The sequence below is a fragment of the Proteus sp. STS61-E genome (assembly GCF_040932335.1).
Lineage (GTDB): Bacteria > Pseudomonadota > Gammaproteobacteria > Enterobacterales > Enterobacteriaceae > Proteus > Proteus mirabilis_B.
The window spans coordinates 379,310-404,296 of the sequence record NZ_JBFQGE010000001.1 but is presented as its reverse complement, the minus strand read 5'-3'; the positions used below and the strand labels follow the sequence as shown (position 1 = coordinate 404,296).

The window sequence follows — 24,987 nt, the reverse complement described above, 5'->3', positions numbered from 1 at the left end:
ATCCACCCCTTTATGATATACCCCTACCCAATGTGTGGGGGACTGACTTGAAATCAGAACCAGGAAATTTAACCATGTTTACACCCGAATTGCTCTCTCCTGCTGGCTCATTAAAAAATATGCGCTATGCATTTGCTTATGGCGCAGACGCCGTTTATGCAGGTCAGCCACGTTATAGCTTACGTGTGCGTAATAATGAGTTTAACCACGAAAACCTTGCTAAAGGTATTCAAGAAGCCCACGAATTAGGTAAGCGCTTCTATGTTGTGGTTAATATCGCACCGCATAATGCTAAATTAAAAACCTTTATCCGTGACTTAAAACCCGTCATTGATATGGGTCCTGATGCGCTGATTATGTCTGATCCGGGTTTGATCATGATGGTGCGTGAAGCCTTCCCTGAAATGGATATCCACCTTTCAGTACAAGCCAATGCCGTTAACTGGGCAACCGTAAAATTCTGGCGTCAAATGGGATTAACTCGTGTGATCCTGTCTCGTGAACTCTCTATTGATGAAATTGCTGAAATTCGTAAGCAAGTTCCTGATATGGAATTAGAAGTTTTCGTTCACGGTGCATTATGTATGGCTTACTCAGGTCGTTGCCTGTTATCTGGCTATATTAATAAGCGTGACCCAAACCAAGGTACTTGCACTAATGCTTGCCGTTGGGAATATAAAGTCGAAGAAGGCAAAGAAGACGATGTAGGTAATATCGTTGAAAAATACACACCAATCCCAGTTAAAAACGTTGAGCCTACTTTAGGTGTTGGCGCACCAACCGATAAAGTCTACTTAATCGAAGAAGCAAAACGTCCTGGTGAATATATGACTGCGTTCGAAGATGAACACGGTACTTATATCATGAACTCTAAAGACTTACGTGCGATTGAACACGTTGAGCAATTAACTCAAATGGGTGTGCATTCGCTGAAAATTGAAGGTCGTACTAAATCCTTCTATTACTGTGCCCGTACAGCTCAAATGTACCGTCGTGCGATTGATGATGCAGTTGCAGGCAAACCCTTCGATCCAACACTGCTAACGACATTAGAAGGCTTAGCACACCGCGGTTATACTGAAGGTTTCTTACGTCGTCATACCCATGATGCATACCAAACTTATGAATATGGTTACTCTGTCTCTGACACTCAACAATTTGTCGGTGAATTCACAGGTAAACGTGTAAACGGTTTAGCCGAAGTTGATGTTAAAAATAAATTTGTTTTAGGTGATAGCCTAGAATTAATGACACCAACTGGAAATATTCAATTTACGCTAGAAGCGCTGTTTAACAAAAAACAACAGCCAACCGATGTTGCACCAGGTAATGGTCACATGGTTTATTTATCTGTTCCTGAAGATGTGGATTTAGATTTTGCACTGCTGATCCGCAATCTACAAGGTACAACAACACGTCAACCGCATAAAATTGATGCGGTAGAAGTGAAGTAAAGCGTCATAATCTGATTTAAAGTGGTCAATTTCAAATACAGATCACATCAATAATGATTTGTTTACCGTATCATCAGTTCCGAAAAATAAAGAACTAGAATGAATACAGTAAGACTAGGAACCACCTCCTTGGCAAATCCAATCTCCCTTGGATTTGCCTTTTCTTTTTATACTCTCCTTAGCAACTCTCTCTTACATAAAGCCCATTCTCTTTTTCGTTATCATTTGTAAAAAAAATAGTAATTTTCTCGATATCCATTACCTTTAAAAGAGTGATTCAATTAAAGGGACTCATCAATGAGTAAAATTAGTTTGCTAATCATTAATGGAAAAAGCGCTAACAACAGTGCATTGAGAAATGCGGTTTACCAATTACGTAACGAAGGTTTTAATCTCCAAGTAAGAGTGACTTGGGAATCCAGTGATATACAACGTTTTGTACAAGAAGCTATCGATATGCAAGCCGAAACGGTGATTGCCGCAGGCGGCGACGGAACGATTAATAGCGTTGTTTCTGAATTAATTCATCTCTCACCCTCATCTTTACCGACACTTGGCATTATTCCCTTAGGCACAGCAAATGATTTTGCCACCAGCGCACAAATTCCTCGTGATATGGAAAATGCGCTTAACTTAGCCGTTAAAGGCCGTGCAATACCTATTGATGTTATCGCCGTGAATAAGACACACTATTTTATCAATATGGCATCTGGGGGCTTTGGAACTAAAATCACAACAGAAACGCCTGAAGCATTAAAGTCTGCATTAGGTGGAGCTGCCTATTTTATTAATGGTCTTTTAAGTATCGACTCTTTAAAAGCGGATCATTGCACAATTGAAGCGGAAAATTTCCACTGGGAAGGTGAGTCTCTTATTTTAGCTATCGGCAATGGCCGTCAAGCTGGTGGAGGACAAAAACTGTGTTCTGAAGCCTTAATTAATGACAATAAACTCAATATTACCATCGTTGAGGCTCACGAACTTCTCCCATCAATTTTAAGCAGCATGTTTGATAGCAAGAAGAATGACAAGATAATCGAGCGAGAAAGTCGCTGGGTAAACATTAGTGCTTCTCATGAAATGGTGTTTAATTTAGATGGAGAACCCCTTTTAGGGAATAAATTTGAATTTATTGTGTTACCTGAAGCGATCCACTGCCGGTTACCGCCTCAATGTGACTTGTTATCTTAATGTAGATAAATGACAATCACTCTCATCTCATCATGAACTGGAGTATGTAATGACTGATATAGTAAGTTTGTTAGGTGCTGATGCAAAATCATTATTAGAACATCGTTGCCAAACCATCCCGAGCGAAAATCTCTACCTGCCAGGTTCTGACTTTGTTGATCGTGTTATGATTGATAACAATCGCCCTAATAGCGTATTACGTTCAATGCAAACCCTGTTTAATCACGGGCGTTTAGCGGGAACGGGTTATCTGTCTATTCTACCTGTTGACCAAGGTGTTGAGCACTCTGCCGCAGCCTCTTTTGCAGCAAACCCACTCTATTTTGATCCGAAAAATATTGTTGAGTTAGCGATTGAAGCAGGTTGTAACTGTGTTGCCTCTACTTATGGTGTTCTTGCTTCTGTTTCTCGCCGCTATGCACACAAAATCCCTTTCCTTGTGAAACTAAACCACAACGAAACCCTAAGCTACCCAGCGCAATATGACCAAACACTGTATGCCAGTGTAGAACAAGCTTTTGAAATGGGTGCTGTTGCAGTGGGTGCGACCATTTACTTTGGTTCACAAGAAAGCCGTCGCCAAATTGAAGAGATCTCAATGGCATTTGAGCGCGCTCATGAATTAGGTATGGTCACGGTATTATGGGCTTATTTACGTAACCCAGCCTTTAAGAAAGATGGCGTTGATTACCATGCAAGTGCGGACTTAACCGGTCAGGCAAACCATTTAGCCGCAACAATTGGTGCTGATATCGTTAAACAAAAAATGGCTGAAAATAACGGTGGCTTTAAAGCGATTGGTTTTGGTCATACTGATGAGCGTGTTTACACAAAACTCACCACTGAAAACCCAATTGATTTAGTTCGTTACCAATTAGCAAACTGCTATATGGGTCGTGCGGGATTAATTAACTCTGGTGGTGCTTCAGGTAATAATGATCTTGAAGATGCTGTTCGCACTGCGGTTATTAATAAACGTGCTGGTGGTATGGGTCTGATCTTAGGACGTAAAGCGTTCAAGAAATCAATGAAAGACGGCGTTGCCCTAATTAATGCAGTACAAGATGTTTATCTAAATAAATCTGTCACTATTGCTTAATTGATCGATTTAAATGTGAAAGCCACTCAACGTTGAACTGAGTGGCTTTTATTGTTTATTGCTTAGCGGCTAAACGTTTTTGGTTTGTGCACTTGTGTCACTGCATGTTGATGAGCAGTATCTTCACTCTCTATCTCTATCACTTTCATTGCATTTTGCCCTGCTGGCAATGCTCGCTCAATCAATAACTCTGCGTGAGACTTCGCCAAAATTGTTTGTAATTGCTGATGTTGACTACACCAAATGGCATCAACATCTTTATCACGTGTCGTATCACGTTGATGTGTTAACGCCACTGTTCTTGCTTGAAAACGCGCCTGTTTTCCGCCTAGTTCTAAGCCATAATCAGGAATAGTGGCATGAGGCACAACAACTTGCCCATTATCAAGCCACGAATTTACTGCATTTTCATGCACCACATAGCCTAACTCACTTAAGCCAGCTAATACGGCTTCACATTGCTGTCTCATCGAAAGTTGTTGCTCGTGAGTTTCAATTGCCTGTTTTAGCTTGGTGATCATCACATCAAGTTGCTCGGCTGTTGCTAATGAAGCAACTGCTTCTGTATCACGACTCAGTGTCAGCATCTCTTTATCATCAAAGCTTTCAAGCTCTGCACATAGACGTGCTAATTCTTCCATTAACTCAATGCGTCTTATGCTATTACGCAAGCTTTCAGCCATATTCATTATCAGTGAATCTGCCAGTAAACGCTGTTTCTTGCTATCAGAAAGCTTTTGCATCTCAATAAGCTGATTTGCATGATGATTGGTTTCTACTTCATTCCCCACTAGCCGTAACTTTTCAATCATCAATTCAATTTGGTGACATTGCTGTGCAAATGGGCTTTGAGGCTCACCACTTTGCCATAACTGTTGGGTGTATGTGGATTGTGCTTTTAATTGTGTCAATAATTCAGTTTGAGCGGGGCTAAGTTGTGCTTTTTGCGCCTCAATTTCACCCGTTACACGAAATAGCAATAAGCTAATCTCTTCCGCACTCATGTTTTCGCTCAGTTCAATTTCAGCCTTTAAAACACTGTTGGGTGCTAATTGTGATTTTAGTTGTTTTAACAGTGCCGATGATTTCTGTTTCCCCTGTTGGATATGACGTGCAAGCGCTTTTTCTTCAATGACTTGTTCACGTAGGTTTTTCATATCCTGTCGTAACGGTGCAATAAACTGGCCTAATTTTTCTGTTAATCGACTCACTGAACGAGCGTCTAATGCATCCAATTGCTGATTATCTTTAACCAATGCATTAAAAGTCGATTCAATTTGGCTCACACGTTCATCTTGATATGTGAGTTGTTCAACTAATGCCTTCCATTGCTTGAATTGTTTTTTGCTATTCGCTAATTGTCGGTGATAACGAATAACTGTGGTTTCTTTTACAGAGATATAATGTACTGATGAACTCATCATTCACTCACTTTTTCATTCAGTAAAGAGGCATGTTGTAAGGCTTCAAGAAGTTGTTGTTGCGCTTCTTGGCGATGATAAAACCATTGTGCCAACGAAACGCGATAATGATAAGGCACCACTTTACGCAAAATATCTTTTCGCCATAACTCACGAGCACAAGCCTGGGATAACCACTCATGTTGTGGCATATCGCACTCAATTCCCATCAGTAATTTGCCTTGCTGCTCATCTTCGATTAAACAGTCAAACGAGAAAATACCGACTTGTTGTGATGGTGCAATATGATATCCCTGAGACTCAATAAAGCATTTCACATCAATAACAAACTGATCGTTTACCTGATCTTGCGTTGCCACGCTGGCTTGAGTACGGCATAAACGGGCTAATAAACGTTTATTTTCCTCTTGTTTATTAATCTGGTGGCAATGACTCGCGTAAGTTAAGTACCCTTGTAAGTAATCGCGCGGAATTTCAGGGTGTTTATTCGTACTTAATAGGTCAGAGATTTCATCAATCGGCATTGACGACATGATAACCACTTGCTTTTTCGCTCTGGTGATCGCGACATTTAAGCGACGCTCTCCTCCAGTTTGCCCTAGCACACCAAAATTACGCCTAAAAGTACCTTGTGCATTACGACCAAACGTCGTCGAAAACAAAATAACATCTCGCTCGTCACCCTGTACATTCTCGACGTTTTTCACAAAAAACGACATATCTTCATCGTTATCCAAGCGTGCGCATTCTTCGGTGTAAGCCTTTAAAAAATCCACATCATAGTCATTGCGATCACGAATATGTTGATTAATTAATTGAGCTTGTTTCTGATTAAACGTCACCACTCCCACAGAAGGGCGTTTATCAAAAGGCATCTTCCAGAGTGTTGCTAAATGCTCAACGATCGCCAATGCCTCTTTTTCGTTGGTTTGATTAATATAAGTGCCATTAATCGCCATAAAATGCAGTGGTTTTACTGTGCTAATGGTTTTCGCTGAATGTTGGGCAGGAATATTCAGCCGATTTTCGTAAAAGGCATAATTTGAGAAATTAATTAATTCTCTAAATGCCGAGCGATAGTGAATATCTAAGGTATGAATAGGCAATACGGTTCGTGCAAGGTGAAGCAAATCAGGGCAATGGCAAATTTGGCTTGAGTCCCATTGCTCACTACTTTTCTCTTGTTGTTCATCTTCCTCATTATCGTTATCTTCGTCGTCTTCATTTTCGTTAAATTTACCGCTGAAGAAAGATGAAGGAGGCATCTGTTTCTCATCACCACTCACAATGGCTTGTTTGCCGCGATATAACGTCGGTAATGCAAATTCAATAGGCATTTGCGAGGCTTCATCATAAATAACGCTATCAAAAAGTCCTGCCTTTAAAGGCAATATTTGGCTTGCTACATCTGGCGTCATCAACCAAATAGGGCGTAATCTTAACAATCCCATTTCAGTCGCTTCGCCAATAAACTCGCGTAACCGTAATGCTCTAGGCCCAGTTAAGCGTGTTATTCTTTCCCAATGACGCGCATTTTCAATTCTTGATAATTCGATATTTTCAGTTAATAGCTCACGATTTACTTGTTGTAATCGCTGATAGCTCTCTGTTAACTGCTCAATATATTCCTGTAATTGTTGAGCAGTATGCGTCTTTAATACTGTGTTCTTTATTTCAATTTCAGTTTTAACAGCAACATAAAACAAATGACTCAATGTTGCTTTTAAAAGCTCGACAGGGTTAGAAAATGAACTTTCATTTTTATCAAGCCATTGACGTGATAATGCTAAAACTTGCCAATCATTGTGCGTAAAATGCGTTGTTCTTTCTCGAAATAGCTGAAATTGACTTAAAAAAGGTAAGCTTTGAGCTAACTGCTGTAATCTGGTTGTCAGCAACTCGCCTTGATTAATTGCATCATAAAATTGCTGATAACAGAGTTCGGTGAGGGTTTCTTGTAAGCCAGTTAATTTAGCGAGGCTAGTTTGCTGCGCTTTAGCGCGAACAATGGCATTCTCAATTTCTAAACATTGCTGTTCAAAGCCCTGTTTTTTCGCTGATTGAATGGACTCAACAAAATGTTCAGATTGAGGATATAACGCTAATATCGCAATATCTTCGCAACAGGCTTTAAGCTCAGTGATCACCGTATTTATTGTGTTCTGCCACTGCGTATTTTGTCGATCTAGGCTCTGTTCTAGCCCTAATTGTTGATAAATAGGTTGCAGCTCTTGGTGCAACAAACGCCATTGTTGTTCTGTGGTGATAGTTTTATGTAGCGTAATATAGTGTTCGGCTTTATCTTCTATACCACTTTGCGCCATAAAGTCTTTTAACTTACTGTTTCGACTATAATAATAAGGATTTAAGAAGCGTAAGAATGAAGGTTTGATCTTGTCAGTAGCCGCTCTTGATAACGTTGCTAACATGGCATTATCTAACGGAGCGAGTAAGCGGAAAATTAAAGGATCGCAACCTTCACTATCAATTTGCTGTAAACGTGTCTCTAATTGCGCCAATTGAGCAATTAACTGCTCACCTTTACCTTGCTTACCTTGTTCATTTAAAAACAGAGTTAACCAATGAGATAAATTATCCCATTGTTGAGTATTACGATTTTTTAACTGCTGTTTACACTGCTCTAGCGTTGTTTCGTGAGTCGTTAATTTATCGATTGTAATTTGTTGATAAGGCAAGTCGTATGCTGCATCACGCTGTTTTTCTGCTTCGATAAATAGCGTGATATTTTCATTAAATTGGCGATATAGCGTACTTTCAGGTGAGAACAATACAACACCATTTAATGGTGTGTTTTCATAATTAATCGCATACCAATCTAAACCATATAACGTTAAGTTATCGATAAGCTGAACAAAAGTTGTTTTATTATATTGAGAAAGCAGTGAGGTTAATTTATCCGAACTTATTGTTAGCTTTTGTTGTGACTCTAATTCGAGTAATCCAGATAACACTTCTCTATATGAATAATCATATTGTTTATCAGTTAGATATAACGCTTTATAGTAGGCATCTAATGTTGTTTCATAAAATTGAATTAAGTTAAGCGTTCTATCACGATTAAAATGGGTATCTTGCTTAACATCTGCAATCAACTGCCGTTTACGCTCTAATTGTAGTTGTTCTCTAATTGCTGAAATAATCTCTCGCCCTTTAGGGTTTTGATGAATAATCAGCACCCTATCTTGCAAACCATTTGCAACTAATCGTTTATACACTACATCCAGCGCGGCAGGCTTTTGGCAAAGCACCAGTGCTGTTTTTTGTCGCCCTATTGCATCAGCAATTAAGTTAACAATAGTTTGGCTTTTACCTGTTCCCGGAGGCCCTTCTATTAATAACCCCGTTTGCTTTCTTGCCGCTTGAATAATGGTATTTTGAGACGGATCTGCCAACGACAGCAAATAGTTATCAGCCAATGGATCTTGTATTTCTAACGTTTTTGCCTGTGTATTGACTTGCAACATAGTGGCAAGAGCCGTGCCGTTGATAGGTAAATTGGCAATTTGTTGTAAATCAGCACTTATCATTTGCCCAATAAAAGAGGTGTGAAATAACACCGCAGAACAATGAATATAAGCACTGTTTTCTGGTATTTCTTTAGTTAATGAAGGCAACGAGCTTAGTGAATGTTCTGTTGTGGTTAATAACGACGAAAGTGTGTTCATCATTTCACTGACACTCAAGCCCGTTTGTGACATTAAGCTATCGAGTACCTTTTGCCATTCATTAACCGCAGGAATACCGACAAAATTCGCCAGAGCAGGATTTAAACGCACTGAGGCACGCTCTGTATCAAACCCAATTTGCACAGCACCTTGAGTGCCACCCAAAATATTCATTGAAACAGGCCACAAGAAAAGCGGTGCAATACGCGGTTTTATTTTATTAGGTTGCGTATTTAGTACTAAAAAAGGAAAGCCTAAATACATGCCGTTAATACCCGTATCTCGTTGGTAAGACTGAGTATTCTGTTGCAAGAGCCACAAGCGATTATTTAATTTTTCACGTTGACGTAATACTTCACCCTCTAATGAAAACAACCTTTTCTTGCGGTTAATTAAATGCTCAAGTAAGTTTGTCACTTTTTCATTATCAGAACAGCATTCAGTCAAATCAACACGCCCCGCATTTGGCGTTAAACGCATTCTGACTAAATTACCGCGTTGACTTGTGGAAACTAATTTCTTAGCAAAAAAATGCAATACTTCTAAAATATATTTTTGTGATTCAGGTACTTGCCATTGTTCAACGGGAATACAGAGCATCACAATAATATGCTCAAGAGGCAATCTACGAGTTAAAAGAAAATCATCAGCCCATCTATCAATAATATCGATATTAACACGCTTAAAATCCCCTATTCTTTCACTAAGCTGTTCAATAAGTTGATATCGAGGGGTGGCTAATAATGTTTTTGCTTGCTGTTTATCAAACGTTTTAATTGCAAGATTTCTGGCTAATTTAGCCGCATTATTCACCAACGAATCTATCGTGATATATTGCCCAATCTCTGCACTTAATAACAAAATATAGTCATTTTCATGCATGTTTTTACGATCAATTAATGCTCGTAGATTTTCATTATAGGCATCAGGAAATTCAGCACGAAGGATCTCCCAACGAGCCGCTAATTGACTTAAAGAGGTGATTAACAAATAAAGCTGTAAGCTTTCTTCATTTAATGGAATACGTTGTTGCTGAGCCCTCTCACGAACAGCGCATTGACGATAATAGAGCTGAACAAGCCAATGTGTCTCATCAATAGATTGCAGTTCCGTGGCAATAGGCTGACAAATTAATTGATAACCTAATAAGGGATGCTCTAAAAGCCATGAAGGTGTAATGATCTCGCCACGGTGAATCAATGGCATATTCGGATTTAAAACTCGTAACGCGAGAGTAAAACGTAAACTTGGCTCAATATCTTGTTTTTCAATTAATAACTGCAATTGGGTAACTTGCTTTCCACTATTATCAAATTGGCTTAACCAAGTCGTGATTTCACCATGAAGAAGTAATTGCGTGGCTTGATCCCAATATTGTGCTTGTGCCGCCACCATCGCAAACGCATCAGGTTGATTGAATTGATGATCTGCAAATTGAAATTGATAATATTGCTGATTTCCATTGTTGTGATTAATATCTGGCGCTTGTACCGCTAAACCTTGTAACCACGCATTAACTTCATTCCATTGCCAGCGTTGAAAGCGATCACGGCAGAGCAAGCCGCGTAAAAGTAATTGAATGTTGGGATCTAAATTATCCGGTAATTCAACACCATTAGTCATTACTTGAATTAAAAACGCATTATCATGGATATGTTTAAAACAGGCTCCTTGCGTTAATTGCTCAAGTAAAATGATCCCCAAACTCCACCAGTCTGATGCTGCCGAAACACCCCCCGCTAATATTTCTGGCGCACTATAACGTGAAATTTCAAGCGGAGAGACAATATCGAGATCGAACTCAGATAAACATGCCGAGCCATATTCAATCACCACAATATCAAGAGGATCACGAGCGCGGATCATCAAGTTTGAGGGTTTTAAATCACGATGGCGCACACCATGTTCAGTTAATGCTGCAATCGCCGTACCTAATTCGGAGACTAATACATTAATTTCATCCGGTTGCCAAAAATCACCGCGTTCAATAAATTGGCTTAGTGAACCACCGTTTAATCGCTCAGTAACGTGCCAAGCGCGATCCTCCCATCGACCCGTTTCGTAAAATACAGGAATATGGTCAATAGAGATCAGATTTAAGACTTGATAAATAGCAGGATCAGGCTCTTCACCTTTAAGATAGAGTGTTAATACACCTTCTCGATCTGTTTTGATATTACTTACGTTATAGCGTTCTCTTTCACTATTAATAGAATTGATACGTTGTTCAAGACGCCAATCACCAATCAATCTAAACGTTTCATTATCGCTAACATCGTTATTTTCAATCTCATCAGCCGGATCAGCACCACATTCAAAACAGATAAAATCATCTTCTCCCATCAAGTGCCCGTTAATACACTTTCTAGGCTGATCGTGATTAAGATCGGGAATTATCGCAGGTATATCAATGGAAGAAGATATTGGAGGAGATGGACGCCACCCTGACTCATGAATAGGCTCAATCGTTAGATCCCATCCACAAAGCTTATCATTCACTTGTCCTGCACAGAAAATTTCCGTTAACTGACGCTCAGTTTGGCAGTGAGGACAAAAACGTATCATGGTCATCCTTTATTCCATCTCTCTTATCTTTTTATCTGTTTTAACTGAATATCTTGTTGTGCTAATACTTCACGCAAACGAGCCATATCGCCCTTTTGAGGAATACCTGTAAGGTAAATACGTCCTTGGCTATCCATTGAGAGATCAAGCACTTTATCTTCTTCGGTCACGCTTCTATCAAAGGCACTAAAACGCGCACGCCCTATCGCTGTTAAGCAATGAAGTTGCTGATTATCACTGCCTCGTAACATCAAGCTTTGCGTGGTTTCCACTTGATATCGACCACTCATCAACGCATCAATTAAGCCTGACATTTTAGTGACTTGAGGTTCTATCTCATCCCAGTGATAACCACTGTAAATAAAAATATCCCCTGTGAATTGCTGACGTAGCGCGATTAATAACGCATAAAGCGCCTCTGGCTGTTCAAAAGGTTCACCACCCGAAATCGTAATACCATCAGCAAATGCAAACCAAGGTTGAATTTGTTGAATAAGTTCGCCAACTGAGGAGCTTTCGGCTTTGCTTTCCCATGTATCTGGCGATAAACAGCCTTTACAACGTAAAGAGCATCCTTGAAACCAGATACCAATTCGTTTTCCTGGCCCCAATGTTGTCACTGGAAAGTGAATTCGAGATAAACTGATCTGCATTAATTTGCCTGTGGCACCAAAATAATATTGGTCATTTCACCTATTTGAATATCCGCAATTTGATAGGCTTTTCCTACTGCTAAATCACTGTCAAAAATAGCCCTTGAGAGCGGGTTAATTAAATAAACCTCTAATTGGTTACGAATACCACGGCCACCATTTGATAAATCAGATAAACAGTAAGATTTTAACGTTGATTTAGCCGCCTCTGATATCGACAATGTAAGCGATTGTTTATCAAGGCTAGATAAGATATTTGCTACCATTTGTTCAAATATCTGCTCTGCGACATCTTCTCGAATAAAATCAAAAACGATAATGTTTTCACCTATACGGTTTAATAATTCTGGTCGATTTAAAACTAATTTAAAATGACGCTCTATTTCACTTTTTACTTTACGACTGACATTTTCAAAAGGTTCATGAGGTAGAACATTCGCCACTCTTTCGCCATTATTATCAACGCGATAAATTCCAAGGTTTGAGGTGAATATAATTAAAGCTTCAGAAAAATAGACGCGATCACCACGCCCAGAGGTTAATACCCCATCATCAATAATTTGTAGGAATTTATCCATTAAATGAGGATGTGCTTTTTCTATTTCATCAAATAACACAACACTAAAAGGTTTTTCACGAATAGCATTGGTTAATTCACCACCAGAGTCATAACCGACATAACCTGGAGGCGCACCAATTAAACGTTGATCTGCATGTTCAGCACTAAATTCAGACATATCAAAACGAATATAAGCACTTTCATCACCAAATAGCAGTTGTGTCACCGTTTTCGCTAACTCCGTTTTACCCACCCCCGTTGGTCCTGCTAAAAATAGCACGCCCCGAGGTCTTCCGCCTTTATTGCTACCTACGCCCGTCATTGCACGCTTAATAACATCTAATAAATGCGTGACAGCATGTTGTTGCCCTTTAACACGACGTTGTATAACTTGTGGTGCGTTACGAATTTTTTGTTTATCGATTTTTTGCCAAGGATCTTCCGTAATACCGACTTTGTAACGTCTTACCGCATCACTAATTCGCGTTATTTCCACTTCTTCGATACGCGCTAATTGTACTATCGCAACTAAATCCAGCAGTAATAGCCCCTCTGTTTCATCAATAAAATCATTAAGAAGTGACTCTTTTTCACTCTCAATAAGCGATGAAAATCCTGCCAATGACACCAATAAATTAGGTGCTAGCGCCCTGCGGATCTGGCTATCAGGTTTTGCAACAGGAATGGCGCGAATTCGAGGATTATTAACAGTAAACCAATCCGGTAAATCAGTCTCTTTTTCTACTACCCAAAAAACGCTATTAAAGAAAGGTTGATTATGTTCGCCGGCGGGTCTTGCTTTAGCTTGATGAGAAGTCACTAATGCCCGTGTAAATAAGCTATGTTCGGCAGGCGTAAGATTATCACGATGAGAAAGCAAGCAAGAGGCGAAATCGATACATAACGCAATCGGCTGACCTGTTATCGTTTGCCATTTTTCTAATACGCTATTTAAGCTGTCGATATTACCTGATGCGCGATCGCCCGTAACTGTTAATCCTAATTGTTGCATTAACATTGCGCCATCTTGTAAAGATTGCGTAGGATTAGCTACCCATTGAAATCCTGCTAACGGCGTATAAGTGATGATATGAACGTAACCGACTTCATACAAACTGTTATAAAGTGTCTGGTTAAAAGGCAGTGGTGTTATTATATTGGGCGCAATTTCACTGGCTTGTAAGTCGCGTACATTACCAAATAACACAAACTGGCTTTTCAATGGAATAAAGCGAAGTAAATCACGTAACCAGCGTGGTTTTTGAAAAGCAGTATTCATATCATCCCTTAATGAAAATAAAATATATCTTACCTTAGTTCCTCAATATACAGGCTGTTTATATTGAGGACAGTGTTAATTATCTAGAGAGTTTGATCATAAAAATGAAAATAGAGCCATAAAGACTCTATTTAAAATAAGTGTTATTGTAAGCCACATTACCACCAGCGATGAAAATGATGTACAGGGCCGAAACCTTGTCCAACTTCTAAACTATCGGCATGTTCTAGTGCTTGTTGTAAATAGGCTTTTGCTTGTTCAACACAAGTTTGCCAATCAGAAACTTGAGGACGAATAGCCGCTAAAGCGGCTGAAAGAGTACATCCTGTACCGTGGGTATTTTTTGTATTAACGCGTTTTGAAGTAAATCGCCACTCGCCATCTTGAGTAAATAACCAATCAGGGCTTTCATTTTCAGTTAAATGCCCCCCTTTCATCAACACCGCTTTGCATCCTTGTTTTAGTAATGCATAACCTTGTTGTTTCATCGTTATTTCATCTTTAGCGACCTCACAACCTAGCAGTGCTGCCGCTTCAGGTAAATTAGGTGTGATCAAATCAACCAAAGGCAAAAGCTGATTAACCATTTTATTAACGGCATCAGGCTGTAATAGCGGATCACCACTTTTGGCAATCATTACGGTATCAAGTACAACAAAAGGAATGGCATATTGCTGAAGTTTGTTACAAACCACATCAATAATAGTGGCATTAGAGAGCATACCAATTTTGGCACTATCAATTCGAACATCAGATAAGACAGCATCTAATTGAGCGGCAACAAAATCGGGGGATAAATCATAAACACGACGGACACCACAGGTATTTTGAGCAACAAGTGCTGTCATTACTGTCGTGCCATAAACACCCAGTGCGGAAAATGTTTTCAGATCAGCCTGAATACCTGCACCACCACTAGGATCGGTGCCTGCGATAGACAATGCATTGAATCTCACTGATTAACTCCTCCTTTCACCAGTTACAGAAAAGTCGGGCTCTGTTAATCAGCAGAGTTACCTTGACTTCCCTACGCTGGCATTATCCAGATCAGGTTATACGGGTTCATCTCAGCCATAAGGCGCCCCGAGCCAAAGCCTGTAAATTCAGGCGATAAGGAGTATCGCACGCTCAAGATAAAGATGCTAGTAACCAGCGAGGATCGCTTTGTATATTTTTATCCGTTTTAACGATAATCGATATATTAATTGTCAGAAGAAGTGAATATGATAAATCATCAAATAAAATAACAGAATAAAATCAATGAATTATAAAGAACACGATATAAATCTTGATAAATTATTAAGAATAAATAGCGCCAATGTTGAAAATACAATTCACTTTTTAAATGAAGGAGTTAACGATATTTCAATAAATTATTTTGAAATTCCAATCGGATACCGTTTAGTTAAATCATTACGTAAAGATCAATACAGACTTATCACCACAGATAAAGAAAGTGAAACAGCCTACCTGGTTGAGCTTAGATTTCGACAAGATATTGTTTATGGAAAAACAACGTGTACTCAAATAAAAGTTTGGCGATCCCGTATACCTAAACATCGTGATGCTATAAGAGAATTGCCTCGTACTTTTTTCTGTAATCTTTTAAAAGTTCATAATATTGTCGTTACTGATGAAGAACAAACCTCTGATGGTAAAGGCTTTTGGATTGATATGATTTTATGGGCTTTTAGCAAAGGCCATTATATTTATGCCTCAGATGGAACAGAGGAAGATAGACCATTACACTTAATTGACAGTATTGAAGATTTTTACAATAACTGGGATACTTTCTGCTGGGGCAAAGATCGCGATACGCATACCCATCGGCTACTTATCATTAGCAAAGAAAAATTATCTCAATAATAAACAATATATTTCCTGAAAATATGTGAATAAACATTATTCGCACGTTTTTGCTTTAGGACAATCTGCACAAAAAACCGACACCTTACTAAATAAAACGCTCACCACTTAAACGATTTATAAACCAACAAAGAATTTTTCTTTTTTTTATTTAACTCTTCTTATTCATTACTCTATTATCCTGCTGGAAATTAATCTCTTTTGATAAGTTGATGTTATTGATATTAAATTTATCTCAAGTTGATATCAATATTTCAATTAAGTCATAAAAATAGATATTTTGTGGATTTTTTCTGTTGAAGATGACTAAGCCTAAATTATATCTTACAGGCCTTATTTATCAGTTATTTATTTAAAATCTAATAAAAACTTAATTTTTTATTAAAAACAATACATTATCATAAAGAATAACAGCATTTAATATCAGACAAAATTACGTTCATAAGTACAATAAATCTATTTATTTTCTTCTTAACCGATTCTAATCCCTTAAGATTTTATTTAAGAAGTAAAGTTTCAGATACCTCTTATCTTAAATACTTGTCGATTAAATAACACTATTAGTAATGTTTATTTGTCATCACCAGAATCACTGTTTATGCCGTACTCGGAGTTATATTATGTCATCATCCTATTTTCACTCTAGCGTATTAGCAACCACGTTGTTTTCGCTTGCGTTAACAACAACTGCTTTCGCTTCTGAAAATAATACAAATACCCATCAGACTATTACGACAGAAAACCAACAAGTCACCAGTAATGCATCTCAATCTAATAATGAAGAGAGCTACTGGGGAAAATTTAAGCGTAATGTCAATCAAACTTGGGATAACGACCAATATAATTACTATTTACCAGTATGGACTTGGCATAACCGTTTTACTTACGATAGAGAAAAAACTAATCGCTATAACGAAACACCTTGGGGTTTTGGTATGGGTAAATATCGTTATGACAATGACGGTGATTGGCACTCTCTTTATGCGATGGCATTTATGGACTCAAATAACCGAGTACAACCTATTATGGGCTATGGTTTTGAGAAAATGTGGTATCCCGGCGATAAAGACGGGTTTCGTATGGGGGCAGGATTTACGCTAAGCATTACAGCGCGCCATGAATACAACTATATTCCGATGCCACTTCCTTTACCGTTAGTTTCTGTCGGCTACGGGCATCTTTCACTACAAGCAACCTATGTACCAGGAACTTATAACAACGGCAACGTGTTATTTGCTTGGTTACGTTGGCAGTAGTTTCCTTATTTTTGTCTATCAGAATAAGTGTAAGCAATAAAAATAGAACATAAAAAAACGCATCATTTAGATGCGTTTTTCTTATTCAGCAAAATGACTCAATCAATCTGTAATAACTTAAATATCTTGGCTTGCTTGAGTACTATTAGGTGTTTTCTTCATACGGGAAATCTTAAATCCAACCCATAAGAATGCAATCCAGAATGGCATTAAAATCACCGAAATATTCACTTGTGGCATAAATAAAATAATCACTAAAATCATGCATAAGAAAGCAAGGCAGATATAGTTACCATATGGATACCAAAGTGCTTTAAAGAAAGGCTCTACACCCTCTTTGTTTTTTGCGGCTCTGAATTTTAAATTCGCCAAACAGATCATAATCCAGTTAAGCACTAACGTGGTTACAACCAATGCCATTAATAACTCTAATGCCTGATCAGGTAATAAGTAGTTAACTAAAATACCCAATGAAGTCGCAATTGCAGATAACAGTAACGACACGACTGGCACACCACGTTTATTAATACGAGAGAGTGCATGCGGTGCATTACCCTGTTTAGCCAAACCATAAAGCATGCGACTATTAGAATAAACACCACTGTTATAAACAGACAGTGCCGCTGTTAATACCACCGCATTTAAAATATTCGCGATTAGGAAATTATCCAAGTTATGGAAAATCAGAACGAATGGGCTTTCACCTTTAACAACTTGAGTCCAAGGATAAAGTGAAAGTAACACTAATAGCGAACCGATATAGAAAATTAAAATACGATAAACAACTTGGTTAGTCGCCTTCGGGATACTGACTTTTGGATTTTCAGCTTCAGCTGCGGTGATCCCCACCAGCTCAAGTCCACCAAAAGAGAACATTACAATGGCTAATGCAGACATAAAGCCCGTAAAACCATGAGGGAAAAAGCCTAACTCCCATAAATTACTGACAGAAGCTTGAGGGCCACCATTCCCACTCGCCAGTAAGTAGCTTCCAAACAAAATCATCCCGACAATCGCCAATACTTTAATAATGGCAAACCAGAACTCTGTTTCACCATACATTTTCACGTTAATCAGATTAATTAAGTTGATTGCCACAAAGAAGATAGCAACAGAAACCCAAACAGGAATATCGGGTAACCAATAGTTAATATATTTACCTGCTGCGGTTAATTCTGCCATGCCGACAAGAATAAACATCACCCAGTAGTTCCAGCCAGATAAGAAGCCTGCAAATGGGCTCCAATATTTATTAGCAAAGTGACTAAACGAACCCGCAACTGGCTCTTCGGCAACCATTTCGCCTAATTGGCGCATGATCATAAACGCAATAAAACCACCAATAGCATATCCTAAGATAACTGATGGACCTGTCATATTAATTGTTTGCGCTATACCAAGAAACAGACCAGCGCCGACAGCACCACCCAGCGCAATTAGCTGGATATGTCGATTTTTCAGACCGCGCTTAAGTTCTGTCTGTTGCGACTCTCTCGCCATACATCCTCTTCTCTTTATTATTTTATCAACTTAACGTGTAAACTAATATTTACGATTTTGTTTATTTCAAGCCACCATTAAAACACTATTCTGACTTGAATAACAAATACATTTTATGCTAGGCGAAAAATAATAAGAAAAGCTATCTTTTAGTGATGTTTAGAGGGGAATAATGTGGTAAAGCGACAAAGACCTTGTTGGAAATCCTCTCCACGATCGCAAAAATTATCTAAAGCCACAAGATAGAGGCCAAAGGTAATGGCTAATGCAATAATTAAGCTAATAATTATTTTCTTTGCGTTCAATTTAAAATCCTTTAAATACATTTTGTTAGTATGACTTATCACATTATAAGCATTCGCTTAAATACGATAACAAGACAGGGAGTTGTTGTTATAAAATCCGCAATCAATTATCTCTATGAGTAAATTTAGCATAACTTTCATTATGAAAGGTAAACGCTTCCTCGACAGACTTCAGATAATTTGCATTATTTCGCTCTAAACTGTATGTAAAATGACCTTATATTATTTAATTACACATTTTGCCAACGATTAGAGATAGCTATCCATTAATATGGATTTCTCTGTCTGCCATTTTTTGTATAAGATTAGGGAGTTAATTTTGATTTTTACCTTAACTTCATTGATAGAATGGAACTGTAATGCCACAAGATAATCATCTCGCATTGGTTTGCGCGCTAAGTAAATGGATTGAGGAGCATTTAGGCCGTGTTATCCATCTTGAAGAGTTGGCGGCTTATTCTGGGTATTCTCTTTGGCACATGCAGAAAATCTTTAAAGAAGTCACAGGCACCTCTTTAGGAAAGTATATCCGTCAGCGTAGATTAGCTGGCGCTATTCATTTATTACGTACCAGTGAGCGCTCTATCTTCGATATCGCCCTTGATTTCGGCTTTGGTTCACAATCTCACTTTACTTATATGTTCCGTAAAGAGTATGGCATCACGCCTTTCGATTTTCGGCAAAATCAAGAGATCGTTTTAGAAACCAAACAGCCTTTACATTTACAATCACCTTGTTGTGATTAACCCTTCCATTTATGTGACATTATGCAGATAGCTTTTAATGTCACATAAATAATACTCAAGCTATGTGATGATAGACCGCTTCGCCCTTCCTTTATCATGATTGCTTTTATTTAATATGGGGATGCTAATGAGTATTAAGCTTATCGCTATTGATTTAGATGGAACCTTGCTCAACAAACAACACGAAATTACGCCTGAAGTAAAACAAGCAGTTCAGCGAGCAAAAGAGGCGGGAGTTAAGATTGTATTAGCTTCAGGACGCTCCTTTAATGGCATCTCTCCTTATTTAAAAACACTCGGTCTTGATACCTCTGATTGTTACTGTATCAGCAATAATGGTAGCCAAATCCATCAAGCAGATAACGGTGAGGTTATTATTCAAGATCTGCTCAATTTCGAGGATTACCTCTATTTTGAAAGCCTTGCTCGTGAAATAGGCGTCCATTTTCACGTTATTAGTGACAATAAGATTTACACCACCAATAGTCATATTAGCCATTTCACCTGCCAAGAAGCCTTTTTATCTTGGACACCGCTTTATTATCGTCCACTGAATGAAATGCAAACGGATATGTATTTTAGTAAGTTTATGATTGTTGATGCACCTGCTGTTTTAGATAATGCCATTCAATATCTTCCTACTAATATTTACGAGCAATATAGCATATTACGTAGTGCTCCTTATTTTATTGAAGTGTTGAACACCAATGTTAATAAAGGGAGTGCGGTTCAAAAAGTGGCTGAACATTTAAAAATTACACCAGAAAAAATCATGTGTATTGGTGATCAAGGTAATGATTTAGCAATGCTAAAATATGCTGGTTTAGGTGTTGCGATGGGAAATGCCCCTGAAGAAGTGAAGAAAGTCGCCAAATTCGTCACACTTTCTAATGAAGAGCACGGTGTTGCAGCCGCTATCAATAAATTTATTTAAACACGATCTTTTTTGTGTTTTATCGTGAATGTCTACAAAATTATATAGCAATTGTGATCCTTAGCAGAGGATCACACTGCTTTTCGACCAAAAACATAGCCTTTTATTATTCTATAATTGCTGTTAAATGAGCGTTAAATCTGCCTTTCTTCTTACATATCCTTCAGAATTTGTTACTATCAATTCACTTTTCGTTATTCAAACTGCATTTTCACAACATATTAAGCTGTTAATTAAGCTAGATGTAGAATAACAAATATAAATCATTTATATATTTTCTTCACAGACAGGTAGTTTAAGTTATGCTTTCTACAAAAGATATGCTCGTTCTTGGAATGATGGTTTTTGCACTATTCCTTGGCGCTGGCAATATTATTTTCCCCCCTATGGCGGGTTTTCAATCAGGAAACCTCTGGTTTAGTACATCTTTAGGTTTCCTTGTTACTGGTGTCTTACTCCCTTTCCTAACCTTAGTTATTGTTGCAATTCGCGGGCGTGGTGAGCGTCTTTCTGTTGATTTGCCTTCATGGGTTGCCGTTATTTTCTGGGTAGCACTGTATCTTATCGTAGGCTCTACTTTTGCAATGCCTCGTGTCACCAATACCGCTTATGAAATGGGTTTCTTACCTCTAGGGCTTATTGAGAAAAATACGGTAACACACCTTACTTTTGCACTTATTTTCAATATCACTAGTATGTTCTTCATGCTAAAACAAGGCACCATGATCAGCGCCATTGGTAAGTTTATGACTCCGGCACTGTTAGTCCTGCTGGTGGTTGTAGGTATTGCTGTTGTGGCTAAACCGATTTCCCCAATTGGTGAGCCAACAGGTCTTTATGCTGTTAATGGTTTCTTCTCTGGCTTTATTGATGGCTACCAAACCATGGATGTCCTTTCTGCTATGGCGTTTGGTGGTATCGTGGCTCGTGCTTTATATACCAAAGGTATTACTGAACCGCGCCAGATCGGTTTTATTACCGTAAAAGCCGGCATGATTTCAGTTTTACTGTTAGCCGCGCTTTATCTGTGCCTTTTCTACTTAGGTGCTACAAGCCACTCTGTTTCTGTCTTTGCTGATCCTGCTCTTAATGCCACTAACGGTGGTCAAATTTTCTCACGTTATGTTGATGCGTTATTTGGCTCTGTGGGTACTTGGCTGATGGGTGGTATTGTTTTATTAGCTAGTATGACAACACTTGTGGGTGTAACAAGTGCCGCTGCAGACTACTTTGCGACATTCCATCATCGCTTAGGTTATCGTTTCTGGGTTGTGGTATTTACATTAATGACCACAGTCGTATCAACTTTTGGTCTTGATACATTATTACGAGTGACTATTCCTGCATTATTAATGATTTATCCAACATCAGTCACATTAGTATTACTACAATTTATTCGTAATAAATTAAAAGCACCCCGCTTTACCTATCGCTTTACCATTGCAATCATTGTCTTAATGAGTCTTTTCGATACATTGAAACAATTGAAATGGTTAAATGCTGATTTACTACAATTATTTAGCTATATCCCGCTTTCTGATTATGGTTTAGGTTGGGTATTACCAGGTGTGATTGCATTCGTAATTTCGCTGGTTGTTAGCTTAAACCTTAAAGAAGAAAACCTTCCAGTAGGAAATACAGCAAAATAATCAGCATATAACACCTAATTTGTAATACTGATTGTAAGTTGATAAAAAAAGCGTCTGCCAAATTTTATATTGGAGACGCTTTTTTATTGTCTACTTATCACAGGAAATTTTAAGTTCGGTATTTCTCAATCAATGCCCTTAAAATCGCTTCTGATTGAGCATCAGGGATACCATTGGCTTTCGTTGATCTAAAATGCATTTGGAAAGCTTTTACCACTTTTAGTGCTTTATTATCTAACACACCATTTGTTGGTGTTTGATAACCATATTGCTGTAATAACTTTTGGAAATTTGCCACATCAACTGGCTCTGAAGGATCTCTACCCGCTAAATAAGTTTGCACTAATTCCTTATCAGGCCAAGCACCTATTCCTTGATTTGCTAATCTTTCCCAAGGGAATAAAGGTCCCGGATCAACTTTTCTTTGAGGTGCGATATCGCTGTGACCTAAAACGTTTTGAGGTTCGATATCATAACGTTCAATAATATCTTTCATCACGACTGACATAGTCACGATTTGATCTGCGGTATAAGAATACCAATACCTAAACTTACCATTATCACGGTAACCCAGATTGACTATCTCAATGCCAATAGAACAATTATTTAGGCTAGTTGCATCTCCCCACTGACTAATGCCTGCATGCCATGCGATTTGTCTTTCATCCACTAATGAAGTGATCACTGGTTTTCCGTCAATAGATGAAGGATGTGTGGGGATCAAATAATGGCTGCTAACTCGTCCCCCAGTAAGAACCTTAAGTGAGCGTTCATCATCTAGCGCGGTATAGTGCATCACTAAATATTTTACACAGTCATTAGCTTCCTGCTTATTAGGAATAACTTTAACTATATATTCACCTCTATCAATAAATTCTGGTTGCTTGGCACAACTGGTTAAGAGGCTTATTGCAATAAGTAATCCTATGTAATACCGACTAGATCTCATTTCTGATCCTTGATTTAATATTCCCAAAGCTAAATTGTAATAAAAAAACCCATATTAAAGAATATGGGTTTTGTGTTTTGACGCTTTTTTATTATTGCTTTAGTTATTGCCCACTTTTTCACATCGAACTAAAGGCTCATCAGGAACAATATTTTCATCCCAAATTCCTTCTTCAATATCATCTTGCAACTCTGGATATTGGCGAATATCAAATGTAGGCAGTAAACCGGCTTGTCGTTGCTGGTTATAATCTTTAACTAATTTTAAGGCGACACCAGAAAGCAAGATGATTGCGATTAAATTAGTCATTGCCATTAATCCCATTGAGAGATCAGCCATTTTCCAAACAAGAGGCATATCCGCTAAAGCGCCAAACATCACCATTGCTAAAGCCGCTGAACGTAAAAGAAACAGCCCTGTTGTGTGATTGCGCCCAAGGAAAATCATATTACTTTCAGCATAAGCATAATTAGCAATAATAGAGGTAAAAGCGAAGAAGAAAATGGCAATCGCAATAAAGGTACTTCCCCAACCTCCTACACTCGATGACAATGCCAATTGTGTTAATTGAATCCCGTTAATGCCTTCAGGATAACTATCGAGTACGCCTGATGATAAAATGATCACCGCAGTAGCACTACAAATAACTAAGGTATCCATAAAAACACCTAGCATTTGAATATAGCCTTGAGATGCTGGATGTGGTGGATAAGGTGTAGCTGATGCCGCAGCATTAGGTGCCGATCCCATACCTGCTTCATTAGAAAATAGACCGCGCTGAATACCTTGTGTCATCGCTTGGCTAATACCGTAAGCAATTGCACCTGCGGCAGCTTCTTGTAATCCAAAAGCACTTTTAAAAATTAAAATGAAAACTTCAGGTAAGCGCTCAATATGATCTGCAACAACCCAAAATGCTAATAATAAATAAGCCGTTGCCATAATAGGAACAACTAACTCAGCAACTCGTGCAATCCAACGCAAGCCACCAAAGATAATAAATCCGCTGGTTAGTACTAAAAAAATCCCCACATAGAGTGGATCAAAATTAAAGGCAGAAGCTGTGGCTTGAGCAATAGAATTGGCTTGAACAGCATTAAAAACTAAACCGAAGGCAATAATCAAGAAAATGGCGAAGAGAACACCCATCCAGCGCATTTTCAGTCCTTTAGTCATATAATAAGCAGGACCACCACGGTAATTGCCATCATCATCTTTTGTTTTATAAAGTTGCGCGAGCGTACTTTCTATTAATGATGTCGCCATACCTATTAAAGCAACGACCCACATCCAAAAAATAGCGCCAGGGCCACCCGCTGTTAAAGCAATCGCGACTCCCGTCAAGTTTCCAGTACCTACGCGCGCAGCTAAACTGGTGCATAATGCCTGAAAGGAAGAGATCCCTGATTTATCTGACTTGTGGCTATTTTTTAAAATAGAGAACATATGACTAAAATGTCGGATTTGTATAAATCCAGTACGGATAGTAAAGTAAATACCTACTCCAAGAAGTAAGTAGATAAGAACATATCCCCATAAAATGTTATTCGCAAAGTTTATTAGCCCTGTCAAATTAATCCCCTTATATAATAACGTATATAACCTATCCTTACATCGCTATTGAAATAAAAAAGTAAGCAGATATCGTGTAATTGAGTCAATTACTAAATCGAATCCGTCTTAAAGTAATATCAAAGATTACTGTGTGAAAAGCGAACTAAATGTAACACAACATTGTGTGATATGTATATTTTTTGTTTATTTTTTTACATGTTATTATTTTATTTTAATTATCTCGTTAACTAAAATAAACAATATTGCAAAATAAAAAAACCATACATATCATTAGGATAAATAATTATTTCTTTATTTTAT

General features: G+C 38.3%; 17 protein-coding genes and 1 riboswitch. Of the genes, 8 read left to right on the top strand and 9 right to left on the bottom strand.

Annotated elements, in window-relative coordinates; translation table 11 throughout:
- Positions 1-74 precede the first annotated feature (74 nt).
- The 3 genes from yegQ to fbaB all read left to right on the top strand — a co-directional run bounded on the left by yegQ (position 75) and on the right by fbaB (position 3,744).
- Positions 75-1,454: a tRNA 5-hydroxyuridine modification protein YegQ gene (gene yegQ / locus AB4J89_RS01925; protein ID WP_088495277.1), complete on the top strand. Its 1,380-nt coding sequence runs from the start codon at positions 75-77 to the stop codon at positions 1,452-1,454.
- 297 nt (positions 1,455-1,751) lie between these two features.
- The gene (yegS, locus tag AB4J89_RS01920; RefSeq protein ID WP_088495276.1) at positions 1,752-2,645 is read left to right on the top strand and encodes a lipid kinase YegS; all 894 of its coding nucleotides are present in this window, start codon (positions 1,752-1,754) and stop codon (positions 2,643-2,645) included.
- Positions 2,646-2,694: 49 nt separating this feature from the next.
- The gene (fbaB, locus tag AB4J89_RS01915; protein ID WP_006533078.1) at positions 2,695-3,744 is read left to right on the top strand and encodes a class I fructose-bisphosphate aldolase; all 1,050 of its coding nucleotides are present in this window, start codon (positions 2,695-2,697) and stop codon (positions 3,742-3,744) included.
- A 62-nt stretch (positions 3,745-3,806) separates the two neighbouring features.
- Here fbaB and AB4J89_RS01910 read toward each other — a convergent pair whose 3' ends face one another.
- From AB4J89_RS01910 to thiD, 5 genes are all read right to left on the bottom strand, one after another.
- Positions 3,807-5,168 (bottom strand): hypothetical protein, encoded by a 1,362-nt coding sequence (locus AB4J89_RS01910; RefSeq protein ID WP_368467901.1) that lies wholly within the window; start codon positions 5,166-5,168, stop codon positions 3,807-3,809.
- Entirely contained in the window at positions 5,165-11,422 is a 6,258-nt protein-coding gene (locus tag AB4J89_RS01905) for an AAA domain-containing protein (protein WP_368467899.1), read from the bottom strand. Before AB4J89_RS01905 ends, AB4J89_RS01910 begins: the two co-directional genes overlap by 4 nt.
- A 17-nt stretch (positions 11,423-11,439) precedes the next feature.
- Positions 11,440-12,069: a 4Fe-4S single cluster domain-containing protein gene (locus tag AB4J89_RS01900; protein ID WP_088495273.1), complete on the bottom strand. Its 630-nt coding sequence runs from the start codon at positions 12,067-12,069 to the stop codon at positions 11,440-11,442.
- The gene (locus tag AB4J89_RS01895; protein WP_368467897.1) at positions 12,069-13,907 is read right to left on the bottom strand and encodes an AAA family ATPase; all 1,839 of its coding nucleotides are present in this window, start codon (positions 13,905-13,907) and stop codon (positions 12,069-12,071) included. Before AB4J89_RS01895 ends, AB4J89_RS01900 begins: the two co-directional genes overlap by 1 nt.
- A 158-nt stretch (positions 13,908-14,065) precedes the next feature.
- Positions 14,066-14,863 (bottom strand): bifunctional hydroxymethylpyrimidine kinase/phosphomethylpyrimidine kinase, encoded by a 798-nt coding sequence (gene thiD, locus AB4J89_RS01890; protein ID WP_102949493.1) that lies wholly within the window; start codon positions 14,861-14,863, stop codon positions 14,066-14,068.
- A gap of 51 nt (positions 14,864-14,914) precedes the next feature.
- Positions 14,915-15,003: riboswitch (TPP riboswitch) on the bottom strand.
- Positions 15,004-15,167: 164 nt separating this feature from the next.
- On the opposite strand from thiD, the gene AB4J89_RS01885 reads away from it, so the two are divergent.
- On the top strand, positions 15,168-15,773 hold the full coding sequence (locus AB4J89_RS01885) for a hypothetical protein (protein WP_368467895.1): 606 nt from the start codon (positions 15,168-15,170) through the stop codon (positions 15,771-15,773).
- Between the two features lie 620 nt (positions 15,774-16,393).
- Positions 16,394-17,029 (top strand): lipid IV(A) palmitoyltransferase PagP, encoded by a 636-nt coding sequence (pagP, locus tag AB4J89_RS01880; RefSeq protein ID WP_088495271.1) that lies wholly within the window; start codon positions 16,394-16,396, stop codon positions 17,027-17,029.
- Between the two features lie 117 nt (positions 17,030-17,146).
- Here pagP and AB4J89_RS01875 read toward each other — a convergent pair whose 3' ends face one another.
- Together AB4J89_RS01875 and mgrB are read right to left on the bottom strand one after the other, a co-directional pair.
- Positions 17,147-18,529, bottom strand: coding sequence for an amino acid permease (locus tag AB4J89_RS01875; protein WP_088495270.1), 1,383 nt, complete (start codon positions 18,527-18,529; stop codon positions 17,147-17,149).
- A gap of 149 nt (positions 18,530-18,678) precedes the next feature.
- Positions 18,679-18,834: a PhoP/PhoQ regulator MgrB gene (mgrB, locus tag AB4J89_RS01870; protein WP_226892284.1), complete on the bottom strand. Its 156-nt coding sequence runs from the start codon at positions 18,832-18,834 to the stop codon at positions 18,679-18,681.
- Positions 18,835-19,193: 359 nt separating this feature from the next.
- Here mgrB and AB4J89_RS01865 point away from each other — a divergent pair, with 359 nt between their 5' ends.
- From AB4J89_RS01865 to brnQ, 3 genes are all read left to right on the top strand, one after another.
- The gene (locus AB4J89_RS01865; protein ID WP_006533085.1) at positions 19,194-19,580 is read left to right on the top strand and encodes a helix-turn-helix domain-containing protein; all 387 of its coding nucleotides are present in this window, start codon (positions 19,194-19,196) and stop codon (positions 19,578-19,580) included.
- Positions 19,581-19,707: 127 nt separating this feature from the next.
- A complete protein-coding gene (gene yidA / locus AB4J89_RS01860; RefSeq protein ID WP_088495269.1) occupies positions 19,708-20,514 on the top strand; it encodes a sugar-phosphatase in 807 nt (268 codons plus the stop codon).
- A 302-nt stretch (positions 20,515-20,816) separates the two neighbouring features.
- The gene (gene brnQ, locus AB4J89_RS01855) at positions 20,817-22,163 is read left to right on the top strand and encodes a branched-chain amino acid transport system II carrier protein (RefSeq protein ID WP_088495268.1); all 1,347 of its coding nucleotides are present in this window, start codon (positions 20,817-20,819) and stop codon (positions 22,161-22,163) included.
- Positions 22,164-22,272: 109 nt separating this feature from the next.
- Here the strand turns inward: brnQ and AB4J89_RS01850 are convergent, their stop codons facing one another.
- Positions 22,273-23,112, bottom strand: coding sequence for an N-acetylmuramoyl-L-alanine amidase (locus AB4J89_RS01850; RefSeq protein WP_161711423.1), 840 nt, complete (start codon positions 23,110-23,112; stop codon positions 22,273-22,275).
- Positions 23,113-23,211: 99 nt separating this feature from the next.
- On the bottom strand, positions 23,212-24,684 hold the full coding sequence (locus AB4J89_RS01845; RefSeq protein ID WP_088495266.1) for a sodium:alanine symporter family protein: 1,473 nt from the start codon (positions 24,682-24,684) through the stop codon (positions 23,212-23,214).
- Positions 24,685-24,987 lie beyond the last annotated feature (303 nt).

Coding starts and splice junctions, on each gene's coding strand:
- yegQ (WP_088495277.1), top strand. CDS start 75: ATGTTTACACCCGAATTGCTCTCTCCTGCTGGCTCATTAAAAAATATG.
- yegS (WP_088495276.1), top strand. CDS start 1,752: ATGAGTAAAATTAGTTTGCTAATCATTAATGGAAAAAGCGCTAACAAC.
- fbaB (WP_006533078.1), top strand. CDS start 2,695: ATGACTGATATAGTAAGTTTGTTAGGTGCTGATGCAAAATCATTATTA.
- AB4J89_RS01910 (WP_368467901.1), bottom strand. CDS start 5,168: ATGATGAGTTCATCAGTACATTATATCTCTGTAAAAGAAACCACAGTT.
- AB4J89_RS01905 (WP_368467899.1), bottom strand. CDS start 11,422: ATGACCATGATACGTTTTTGTCCTCACTGCCAAACTGAGCGTCAGTTA.
- AB4J89_RS01900 (WP_088495273.1), bottom strand. CDS start 12,069: ATGCAGATCAGTTTATCTCGAATTCACTTTCCAGTGACAACATTGGGG.
- AB4J89_RS01895 (WP_368467897.1), bottom strand. CDS start 13,907: ATGAATACTGCTTTTCAAAAACCACGCTGGTTACGTGATTTACTTCGC.
- AB4J89_RS01885 (WP_368467895.1), top strand. CDS start 15,168: ATGAATTATAAAGAACACGATATAAATCTTGATAAATTATTAAGAATA.
- pagP (WP_088495271.1), top strand. CDS start 16,394: ATGTCATCATCCTATTTTCACTCTAGCGTATTAGCAACCACGTTGTTT.
- AB4J89_RS01875 (WP_088495270.1), bottom strand. CDS start 18,529: ATGGCGAGAGAGTCGCAACAGACAGAACTTAAGCGCGGTCTGAAAAAT.
- AB4J89_RS01865 (WP_006533085.1), top strand. CDS start 19,194: ATGCCACAAGATAATCATCTCGCATTGGTTTGCGCGCTAAGTAAATGG.
- yidA (WP_088495269.1), top strand. CDS start 19,708: ATGAGTATTAAGCTTATCGCTATTGATTTAGATGGAACCTTGCTCAAC.
- brnQ (WP_088495268.1), top strand. CDS start 20,817: ATGCTTTCTACAAAAGATATGCTCGTTCTTGGAATGATGGTTTTTGCA.
- AB4J89_RS01850 (WP_161711423.1), bottom strand. CDS start 23,112: ATGAGATCTAGTCGGTATTACATAGGATTACTTATTGCAATAAGCCTC.